6 protein-coding genes and 1 pseudogene are annotated in these 10,676 nt (G+C 74.7%); all 7 read left to right on the forward strand.

Features of this window, described 5'->3' with window-relative positions; genetic code table 11:
- Window positions 1–51 precede the first annotated feature (51 nt).
- Window positions 52–1,395: a salicylate synthase gene (locus ACSUPV_RS37285; RefSeq protein WP_031120686.1), complete on the forward strand. Its 1,344-nt coding sequence runs from the start codon at window positions 52–54 to the stop codon at window positions 1,393–1,395.
- A gap of 8 nt (window positions 1,396–1,403) precedes the next feature.
- Window positions 1,404–2,693, forward strand: coding sequence for an enterobactin transporter EntS (entS, locus tag ACSUPV_RS37290; RefSeq protein ID WP_436949467.1), 1,290 nt, complete (start codon window positions 1,404–1,406; stop codon window positions 2,691–2,693).
- A gap of 23 nt (window positions 2,694–2,716) precedes the next feature.
- A complete protein-coding gene (locus ACSUPV_RS37295) occupies window positions 2,717–3,529 on the forward strand; it encodes an alpha/beta fold hydrolase (protein WP_382611760.1) in 813 nt (270 codons plus the stop codon).
- A 67-nt stretch (window positions 3,530–3,596) separates the two neighbouring features.
- On the forward strand, window positions 3,597–4,028 hold the full coding sequence (gene panD, locus ACSUPV_RS37300; protein WP_382611758.1) for an aspartate 1-decarboxylase: 432 nt from the start codon (window positions 3,597–3,599) through the stop codon (window positions 4,026–4,028).
- A gap of 3 nt (window positions 4,029–4,031) precedes the next feature.
- Window positions 4,032–4,250 carry an MbtH family protein gene (locus ACSUPV_RS37305; protein WP_031120690.1) on the forward strand — a complete coding sequence of 73 codons (219 nt, stop codon included), beginning with the start codon at window positions 4,032–4,034 and terminating at the stop codon, window positions 4,248–4,250.
- Window positions 4,250–7,528 (forward strand): amino acid adenylation domain-containing protein, encoded by a 3,279-nt coding sequence (locus tag ACSUPV_RS37310; protein WP_436949468.1) that lies wholly within the window; start codon window positions 4,250–4,252, stop codon window positions 7,526–7,528. Before ACSUPV_RS37305 ends, ACSUPV_RS37310 begins: the two co-directional genes overlap by 1 nt.
- A pseudogene (locus ACSUPV_RS37315) lies at window positions 7,525–10,628 on the forward strand (amino acid adenylation domain-containing protein); the annotation flags it as partial. The gene ACSUPV_RS37310 and the pseudogene ACSUPV_RS37315, both read left to right, overlap by 4 nt.
- Between the last annotated feature and the right edge of the window lie 48 nt (window positions 10,629–10,676).

Genomic DNA, 10,676 nt, shown 5'->3' on the forward strand with positions numbered 1-10,676 from the left:
AGGCTAGGGTCTTGCCTTAGGTTAGGTTAACCTAAGCTCGGGAGGTAGTCGTTGCTGCGGTACCGGAGCGCGCGGACGGAACTGCCGGGAGACCCCGTCCTGCTGGCCGCCAGGCTGGCCGAGTCGGGACTGTTCGACCAGTACGTGGTCTACGAGAGGGAAGGCGAGTGGTGGTTCGCCGGAGGAGCGCTCGGTGAGGTCGTGGTCGACCGCTCCGAGGTACGCGGCCGCAGGCTCACCGAGGACGCCGCGGTCCCGCTCGGCCCGCACCCCCTGCGCCAAGTCCAGGAACAGCTCGACCGGATGGCCGTCGAGGGCTGGCACGCCTACGGCTGGATGGCCTACGAGTTCTCGCACCTGAACGCCGGCCGCCCCGACCGGGCCGGGGACGGGCGGCTCCTCCACCTCGTCGTCCCGCACAGCGAGGTGAGGCTCCGTCAGGGCGAGGCCGAGGTGCGCAGCACCGACCCGGAGACCCTGGAGGCGTTACTCCGGGTGCTGGCCGAACCCGTCACCCGGGCCCCCGTCGAGGCCCGGCCGATCGACGTCGCCGACGCCGACGGCACCTACCCCGAGCTGGTGGCCCGCGCCATCGACGAGATCCGGGCCGGCGACCTGCAGAAGGTCATCCTCTCCCGGACCGTCCCGGTGCCGTTCCCGGTCGACTTCACCGCGACCTACGTGCACGGCCGGTCCCACAACACCCCCGCCCGCTCCTACCTGATGAACCTCGGCGGACGCCGGGTCGTCGGCTTCAGTCCCGAGACCGTCGCCGAGGTCGGCGCGGACGGCCGGGCCCTCACCCAGCCGCTCGCCGGGACCCGCGCCCGGGGCTTCGGCGAGCAGGAGGACGAGCGGCTGCGCGCCGAACTCCTCGCCGACCCCAAGGAGATCTCCGAGCACGTGCTCTCCGTGAAACTGGCGGAGGAGGAGATGGCCACCGTCTGCCGCCCGGGCACCGTCTCCGTACGCGACCTGCTGAGCGTGCGCCGGCGCGGCAGCGTCCAGCACCTCGGCTCCAGCGTGCACGGACTGCTCGCCGAGGGCGCGACCGCCTGGGACGTGCTGCGCGCCGTCTTCCCGGCCGTGACCGCCTCCGGCATCCCCAAGGCACCGGCGTACGACTGCATCGCCCGGCTGGAGAAGGAGCCGCGCGGCATCTACAGCGGCGCCGTCCTCATGGCGGGCAGCGACGGCTCGCTCGACGCGGCCCTGGTCCTGCGCAGCCTCTTCGAGGAGGACGGCCGCACCTGGCTGCGGGCCGGCGCCGGCATCCTCGCCGGGTCGACGCCCGCCCGGGAGCTGGAGGAGACCTGCGAGAAGCTCCGCAGCGTCGCCCCGTACGTCGTGCCCGCGCAACCGGCGCCGCTCGCCGCGCCGTCCCTGAGGGGCTAGGTGCGAAGGTGCGACTGGGAGAAGTCGTCGTCGACGTCACGCCCCTGAGAGCGAGCAGGGACTTCCGGCTGCTGTTCGCCACCCAGGCGATCTCCATGCTGGGCACGCACCTCACCTCGGTCGCGGCCAGCATCCAGGTCTACGAACTGACCGGGTCCTCGGTCCAGGTAGGCCTGATGAGCCTGTCGTTGGGGCTGTCGCTGCTGGTCGGGCTGGTCGCGGGCGGTGTGCTCGCCGACCGGGTCGACCGGCGCCGGATCGTGCTCGTCACCCGGGCCGCGACCGCCGTGGTGATCACGGGTCTCGCGGTGAACGCGGCCCTGCCCGACCCGCAGTTGTGGTTCGTGTTCGTGGCGGCCGTCCTCGCGGGCGGCGCCAGTGGACTCGGCGGACCCGCCCTCATGGCCGCCGCCCCCGCCCTGGTGGCCCCGGGCCAACTCACCGCCGCCGGGGCGCTGATGACCCTCACCGCTCAGCTCGGCGCCATGGCCGGGCCCTCCCTCGCGGGCGTCATCGCGGCCGGGCCGGGCGTCGCGCTGTGCTTCGCGGCCGACGCCGTCATCTACGTCGTCGGTCTGGCCCTGCTCGCCCCGCTGCCCCGCCTCGCGCCCGAGGGGGCCGGGGAGCCGCAGCACCCGCTGAAGGCCATGGGGGAGGGGCTGCGGTTCCTGCGCGGCAACCAGGTCGTGGCCGGGCTGCTGCTGATCGACGTGTGCGCCGTGGTCTTCGCCATGCCGTACGCGCTGTTCCCGGAACTCGGCACCGAGCACTTCGGCGGCGGACCCTCCACCGTCGGCCTGCTCTACACCGCCCCCGCGGTCGGCTCGTTCTGCGGGGCCCTGGCCAGCGGCTGGACCGGCCGGATCCACCACACCGGACGAGCCCTGATCGGCGCGGTCGCGCTGTGGGGCCTGGCGATCACCTGCTTCGGCCTCAGCCCCACCCTGTGGACCGCACTGGTCTTCCTGGCCCTCGCGGGCCTCGGCGACACCGTCTCCGAGATCCTGCGCCGGGCCCTGCTCCAGCACTACACGCCGGACCGCCTCCAGGGCCGGGTCGGCAGCCTCTGGCTCGCCCAGGCCACCGCCGGTCCCTCCGTGGGCAACGTGGAGGCGGGCCTGGTGGCCCGGGCGCTCGGCTCGTCCGCCGGTGCCGCCGTCGTCGGCGGAGTCGTGTGCCTGGCCGGCGTGGCGGCGGTCGCCCTCGCCCTGCCGGGGTTGCGCAAGGCCACCCTCCAGGGGCCGCCCGCCGGTGAGGGGCGGGCGGCGCCCGCCGAGACGTCACCGGCCACCGACTGACCCCGCGCCCGAGAGGAGGGGCCATGCCGAGCACGACCATCGACGGAGTCCGGATCCACTACGACGACACCGGCCACGGCGAGCCCGTGCTCCTGGTCATGGGCCGGGGCGCCCGAGGGCGCGCCTGGCACCTCCACCAGGTGCCCGCCCTGGTCGAGGCCGGACACCGCGTCGTCACCTTCGACAACCGGGGCGTCCCGCCGAGCGACGAGTGCCCCGAGGGCTTCACCATCGACGACCTCGTGGCCGACACCGCGGGCCTCGTCGAGCACCTCGGCCTCGCGCCCTGCCGCGTCGTCGGCGTCTCCCTGGGCGCGTACGTCGCCCAGGAGCTGATGCTGCGCCGGCCCCGGCTCGTGCGGCAGGGCGTGCTGATGGCCACCCGGGGGCGGACCGACGCCCTGCGCTCGGCGACGGCCGCGGCCGAACGCGCCCTGTACGACAGCGGGGTGGAGCTGCCGCCCGCCTACGCGGCCTGCACTCGGGCCCTGCGGAACCTCTCGCCCGCCACCCTCGACGACGAACGGCGGGTCCAGGACTGGCTGGAGCTCTTCGAGCTGTCGCCGGAGCCCACCGGACCGGGTGTCAGGGCCCAGCTCGACCTGGAGGTCCCCGAGGGGCGGCTCGACGCCTACCGGGCGATCGACGTGCCCTGCCTGGTGATCGGCTTCGCGGACGACCTCGTCCTGCCGCCCCGCCTGAGCCGCGAGGTCGCCGAGGCCGTCCCCGGCGCGCTCTACCAGGAGATCAAGGGCTGCGGCCACTACGGCTATCTGGAGCGTCCGGACGAGGTGAACCGCGTGCTTCTGGAGTTCTTCCGCAACTGTTCCGTGTAGCCGTTCTTCCGGACACGACGATGTTGATTTAGGTTAGCCTAACCTAAGTGCTACTCCTCAGGGGGTCATGGTGCAGCGCACCTTGCTCAACGGCAAGATCCACCGAGCCACCGTCACCCAGGCCGATCTGCACTACGTGGGGTCCCTGACGATCGATCAGGACCTCATGGAAGCCGCCGACATCACCGAGGGCGAGCAGGTCCACGTGGTCGACATCGACAACGGCGCCCGGCTCACCACCTACGCCATCACCGGCGCTCGCGGCACCGGCGTCATCGGTGTCAACGGCGCCGCCGCCCATCTCGTCCACCCCGGCCACCTCGTGATCGTCATGTCGTTCGCCGTGCTCGACGAGTCCGAACGGGCCGCCCACCGGCCCCGGGTCGTCCACGTCGACAAGGCCAACCGGATCGTCGCGCTCGGCGCGGACCCGGCCGAGCCGGTGCCCGGGGCGCCCGACCAGTACGCGGGAGCCTTCACCCAGCAGGAGAGGAACTGAGCCATGGCCAACCCGTTCGACGACGACAGCGGCGTCTTCCGTGTCCTGGTGAACGACGAGGGCCAGTACTCCCTGTGGCCCGACTTCGCCCCCGTCCCGGCCGGCTGGGAGAGCGTGCACGGCCCGGACACCAGGACCGCCTGCCTGGAGCACATCGAGCGGAACTGGACCGACATGCGCCCGCGCAGCCTGGCCGAGGCCATGCGCGGAGCCGGCGACTGATGGCGCCCCGGCCGGTCGTGGAGGACGTCCTCCCCCTGTCGCCGACGCAGGAGGGCATGGTCTTCCACGCCCTGTACGACGAACACGCCCGGGACGTCTACACCGGACAGCTGGTCATCCGGCTCGAAGGACCGCTGGACCAGGGCCGGTTGCGCACCGCCGCCGACGCCCTCCTGGCCCGGCACGCCAACCTCCGGGCCGCGTTCCGCACCCAGCGGTCCGGCCGGCGGGTGCAGGTGATCGCCGGCGGGATCCGGACGCCCTGGCGCGCCACCGACCTGTCCGGCCTGCCGCCGGCCGAGCGGCAGACCGCGTTCGAGGACCTGCTCGACCGGGACCGCGAGGCCCGCTTCGACCTCGCCCGCCCGCCGCTGCTGCGCGTCCGGCTGGTGGTGTTCGGGGACCGGGACCACCGGCTGCTGATCTCCTCGCACCACCTCCTGTGGGACGGCTGGTCCGCGCCCGTGCTGGTCCGCGAGCTGTTCCGGCTCTACACCTCGGGCGGCGACCCGGCCGCCCTGCCCCCGGTCCGGCCCTACCGCGACTATCTCGCCTGGCTGTCCCGGCAGGACCGCGCCGCCGCCGAACAGGCCTGGCAGGCGGCGCTGCACGGCCTCGACGAACCGTCCCTCATCGCCCCCGAGGCACGGGACCTCCCCGCCGGGCAGCCCGGGCGGCACGTCGTGGAACTCTCCGAGCGGGAGACCACGGCCCTCACCGCCACCGCCCGCGCCAACGGAGTGACCGTCAGCACGGTGCTCCAGGGACTGTGGGCGGTGCTCCTCGCCCGGTACACCGGCCGGCTGGACGTGGTCCTCGGCGCCACGGTCTCCGGCCGCGACGCCGACGTCCCCGGCATCGAGTCGATGGTCGGACTGTTCATCAACACCCTGCCGGTCCGCGTGCGGTTACGCCCCGACGAGCCGCTCGCCGACCTCCTCCGGCGCGTCCAGTCCGAGCAGGCGGCACTCCTCGGCCACCAGCACCTCGGGCTCGCCGGCATCCAGCGGGCCACCGGGCAGGGCCTCCTCTTCGACACCCTGCTGGTCTTCGAGAGCTATCCCATCGACGACGAGGGCATCGCCCGCGCCCTCGGGCCCGACGGCCCCCGCATGACCGAGGTGTCGGTCCGCGACGCCACCCACTACCCGCTCACCCTCACCGCCCTCCCCGGCGACCGGCTGACCCTCACCTTCAGCCACCAGCAGGCGGCCCTGGACCACGCGGCGGTGACCGGCATCGCGGCCGGGTTGCACCGGCTGATACGGGCGTTCACGGAGGAGCCCGACCAACCGGTGGGACGGCTGGACACCGCCCCGCACGACGAGCGCCGTGCTGCCGCTACGGGCGAGCGGCATACCGCCTCGGACGATGGGCGTCGTGCTGTCGCTGCGGGCGAGCGGCACACCACCGTCCGCGACCTCTTCGAGGAACAGGCCGCCCACACACCGCGGGCCCCCGCCGTCCATCACGGCGACACGACCCTGACCTTCGCCCGACTCGACGCCGCCGCCGACGGGTTGGCCGCCGCCCTGCTCGCCCGCGGTGCCGGGCCCGAGTCCGTCGTGGCCGTCGCCCTGCCACGCGGTACCGACCTCGTCACCGCGCTGCTGGCCACCCTCAAGGCCGGGGCCGCCTGCATGCCCGTCGACCCGTCCTACCCGCCCGAGCGCATCGCCCTCATGCTCGGGGACGCGCACCCGCGGCTCGTGGTGAGCGACCAGGAGACCGCCCGGCGACTCGCCCTCGACCCGGAGTCGGTCTGCGACCCCGGCGAGACGGCCCCCGCCGTACCGCGCCCGCCGCTGTCCCCCGACCACCCCGCGTACGTCGTGTTCACCTCCGGTTCCACCGGCCGCCCCAAGGGCGTGCTCGGCACGCAGCGGGCCCTGGCCAACCGGCTCGCCTGGGGCCGGACCTTGACGGAGGGCCCGCCCGGCGTCCGCGTCGCCAAGAGCCCGATCAGCTTCATCGACGGCCTGACCGAACTGCTCGGCGCGCTGGTCGCGGGGGAGGCCGTGGCCCTCGCCGACGACGACACGGCCGGCGACCCCACCGCCCTCGCCGCGCTGGCCTCCCGGCACCGGGCCACCCTGCTCACAGCCGTCCCCAGCCTCTACACCACCCTCGTCGAGTCCGCCCCGCCCGGCGGCTTCGGCTCGGTCCGCACCTGGATCTCCAGCGGCGAACCCCTCACCACCGACCTGGCCCACCGGATCACCGCACGCTGGCCGACCGCCCGCCTCGTCAACCTCTACGGCTGCTCGGAGGCGGCCGGCGACAGCCTCGTCCACGTGTACGCCGACGACGAGAACGGGGTGGGCGGCCGGGACACCGCCCCCGCGGCGGGGCAGAAGCAGACCGCCGGCACCGTCCCGCTCGGGCGGCCCATCGCCGGTACCCGGGTGCATGTCCTCGACCCCTTCCTGCGCCCTGCCCCCACCGGGGCGGCCGGTGAGCTGTATCTCGCGGGCGACGGACTGGCCCGCGGGTACCTGGGCCAACCCGGCCGCACCGCCGAACGGTTCGTCGCCGACCCCTTCGGCCCGCCGGGCAGCCGCCTCTACCGCACCGGCGACCTGGCCCGGCTGCGCCCCGACGGCACGGTGGAGTTCCTGGGCCGGGCCGACCAGCAGGTCAAGATCCGCGGCTTCCGGGTCGAACCCGGCGAGATCGAGGCGGCGGCCCGAGCCCTGCCCGGCGTGCGCGCGGCCGGGGTCGTGGCCCGGGAGGACGGGACGGCGCCCCGGCGGCTCGTGGCGTACGTCGAACCGGACCCCGGTGCGGGCGGCGGCCCGGATCCGGCCGGCCTGCGCCACGCCCTCGCCGAGCGGCTCCCCGCCCACCTCGTACCGGCCGCCGTGGTGGTCCTGGAGGCGTTGCCGCTCACCCCCAGCGGCAAGCTCGACCGCCGCGCGCTGCCCGCCCCCGACTTCACGCGGGCGAGCACCTTCGACCCGCCGCGCACCGAACCGGAGAAGGCGCTGTGCGGCCTGTTCGCCGAAGTCCTCGGCGTCGAACGGGTCGGCGTCCACGACGACTTCTTCGCCCTCGGCGGCGACAGCATCGTCTCGGTCCGGCTGGCCGACCGGGCCCGCAGGGCGGGACTCGCACTCTCCCCCCGGGACGTGTTCACCCACCGCACCCCGGCCGGTCTCGCCCGCTGCCTGCCGGACGGCGCCGCCCCGGAGGAGGAGTTCTCGGCGACCGCGGAGCCGCTGGTGTCGCTCAGCCGGTCGCAGCTCGACAACGTCAAGGCGAGGTGGAGGAGCCGATGAGCACAGAGCCCGCCGGCGCGGCGGACGACGGGTCCCTGGTCGAGGACGTCCTGCCGCTGTCCCCGCTGCAACAGGGCCTGCTGTTCCACGCCCTGTTCGACGAGGGCGCCCAGGACGTCTACACCATGCAGTCCCTCGTGGAGATCGAGGGCCCGCTCCGCCCCGAGTTGCTGCGCACCGCCGCCGAGGAGCTCTTCGCCCGGCACGCCAACCTGCGCAGCGCCTTCCTCCACGAGGACGACATGGACGAGCCGGTGCAGGTCGTCCTCAAGCAGGTCCCCGTCGACTGGCGGGAGGCCGACGCCGCCGACGAGGCGGAGATCGAGCGGCTCGTCGCCGCCGACGCCGCCGCCCGCTTCGACCTGACCGACCCCCCGCTGCTGCGCCTGACCCTGATCGACCGGGGCGACGACCGCCGGCTGCTCGTCCTCACCAACCACCACCTCCTGCTCGACGGCTGGTCCGTGCCCCTGCTGGTGCGCGAACTGCTCCAGCTGTACGCCGCGCAGCTCGCCCCCGGCCGCTCGGCCCCGCTGCCCGCCGTACGGCCGTACCGCGACTTCCTCGCCTGGCTGGCGAGCCGGGACCGGGAGGCCTCCGGCCGGGCCTGGCGCCAGGCACTGGCCGGGGCGACGCCGACCCTGCTGGCCCCCTCGGCCGCCGGCCTGGTCCCCGTACCGCCCGAACTGCACACGCTGCGGCTGTCCGAGGAACTCACCGCCGACGTGCAGCGGACGGCCCGCGGCCTGGGCGTCACCGTCAACACCGTCGTCCAGGGCCTGTGGGCCCTGCTGCTGGCGCGCCTGACCGGCCGGGACGACGTGGTGTTCGGCGCGACCGTGGCCGGGCGCCCCGCCGCACTCGCCGGCGCGGAGTCGATGATCGGCCTGTTCATCAACACCGTGCCCGTGCGGGTGTCGGTACCCCCGGGGGAGCCGGCCGCCGCCTTCCTGCGCCGTGTGCAGGACGAGCAGTCCCGGCTGATGGACCACCAGTACCTCGGCCTCACCGAGATCCAGCGCCTCGCCGGGACCGGCGACCTCTTCGACACCTTGCTGGTCTTCGAGAACTACCCGATCGACCGGGACGCGGTGGCCCGCGCGGAGGTGGAGTCCGGACTGCGGATCCTCGACGTCAAGGGGTCCGGCGCCACCCACTACCCGCTGACCCTCGCCGTGCTCGCCGAACAGCGGCTCGGCGTCGTCTTCGAGTTCCGGCCCGACTGCTACGACCGGGCCACCGTGGAGCGGCTCGCCGGGCGTTTCGAACGGCTCGTCCGCGCGGTGGTCGCGGAGCCCGGCACCCCGCTCGCGGCGCTCGACGTCCTCGCGCCCGAGGAACGGGCCGCACTGTCGGCGCGCGGGGCGGCGGAACCGCTGCCCACCCCGTACGCCACGCTGCCCGAGGTGCTCCAGGCGCAGGCCGCCCGCACACCGGACGCGGTGGCCGTCGTCGGCGGCGAACAGCGCCTCACCTTCGCCGAGTTGAACGCGGGCGCCAACCGGCTGGCCCGGGTGCTCACCGAGTCCGGTGCCGGGCCGGAGCGGATCGTCGCGCTCGCCCTGCCGCCCACACCCGACACCATCACCGCGCTGCTCGCCGTCCAGAAGGCGGGCGCCGCCTATCTGCCCCTCGACCCCGCCTGGCCCGAGGAGCGGATCGCCGGGATGCTCGCCGACGCCCGGCCCGTCGCCCTGGTCGCCACCACCGGCACCGCGCCGGCGCCGGACACCCTCGGCGAGGTCCCCGTCCTGCTGCTCGACGACCCCGGCACCCGGCAGCGCCTCGCGGACGCGGACGGCACCGATCTGACGGACGCCGACCGCGGCGGCGCGCTGCTCCCCGAACACCCCGCTTACATCATCTACACCTCCGGCTCCACCGCCGCCCCAAGGCCGTCGTCGTGCCGCAGCGGGCCATCGTCAACCTGTTCGCCGCCCACCACGCCGCCCTGCACACCCCGGCCTCGGCGGCGGCCGGCGGCCGGCCCCTGCGCGTGGGCCACGCCTGGCCGACGGCCTTCGACGCGTCCTGGCAGCCCATGCTGTGGATGTTCGCCGGACACGAACTGCACCTGGTGCCCGAGGAGATCCGCCGCGACCCGGACGCGCTGCGCGGCTTCCTCGCCGAGCACCGCATCGAGTTCATCGAGCTGTCCCCGTCCCTGCTCGCCGAGGTCGTCGCGCGCGGCGGCGACTGGCGGGCCGGGCTGAAGGTGCTGGGCGTCGGCGGCGAGGCCGTACCGCCCGACCTGTGGCGCACCCTGCGCGAGACCGACGGACTGGCCGCGCACAACCTGTACGGGCCCACCGAGTGCACCGTCGACTCCGCGGACTGCGACCTCGCCCTCAGCGACCGGCCCGCGATCGGCCGCCCCGTGGCCGGCGCCACCCTGTACATCCTCGACGGGCACCTCAACCCCGTACCGACCGGCGTCGACGGCGAGCTGTACATCGCCGGCGAGGGACTGGCCCGCGGCTACCTGGGCCGGCCGGCGACCACCGCGAGCCGCTTCGTCGCCGACCCGTTCACCACCCGCCCCGGCGCCCGCATGTACCGCACCGGCGACATCGCCCGGTGGACCGACGACGGCCTGGTGGAATGCCTGGGACGGATCGACGACCAGGTCAAGATCCGCGGCTACCGCATCGAGCCCGGCGAGATCGAGGCGGTCCTGCTCGGCCACGAACTCGTCGAACGCGCCGCGGTCGTCGTCCGCGAGGACACCCCGGGCGTGCGCCGCCTGGTCGCCTACGTCGTGACGGCCCCGGCCGCTCCGCCCGCCGAGGAGACGGCGGAGCTGCTGCGCCGGGCGGCGGCGGCCGCCCTGCCCGACTACATGGTGCCGTCGGCGTTCGTCCCGGTCGACGCGTTCCCCCTCACCCTCAACGGGAAGCTGGACACCGCCGCGCTCCCCGCCCCGTCCCGCACCGCCGGGCCCGCCGCCCAGCCGCCGCGCAACGCGGCCGAGGAGCGGCTCGCCGCGCTGTTCGCGCAGGTCCTCGGGCTGGACTCGGTCGGCGTGCACGACAGTTTCTTCGCGCTCGGCGGTGACAGCATCGTCTCCATGCGGCTGGTCGGCCGGGCCCGCGCGGCCGGTCTGGCCCTCTCACCGCGCGACGTGTTCGAGCGGCCGACCGTCGCCGCG

The organism is Streptomyces sp. SudanB52_2052 (assembly GCF_964272415.1).
Lineage (GTDB): Bacteria > Actinomycetota > Actinomycetes > Streptomycetales > Streptomycetaceae > Streptomyces > Streptomyces olindensis.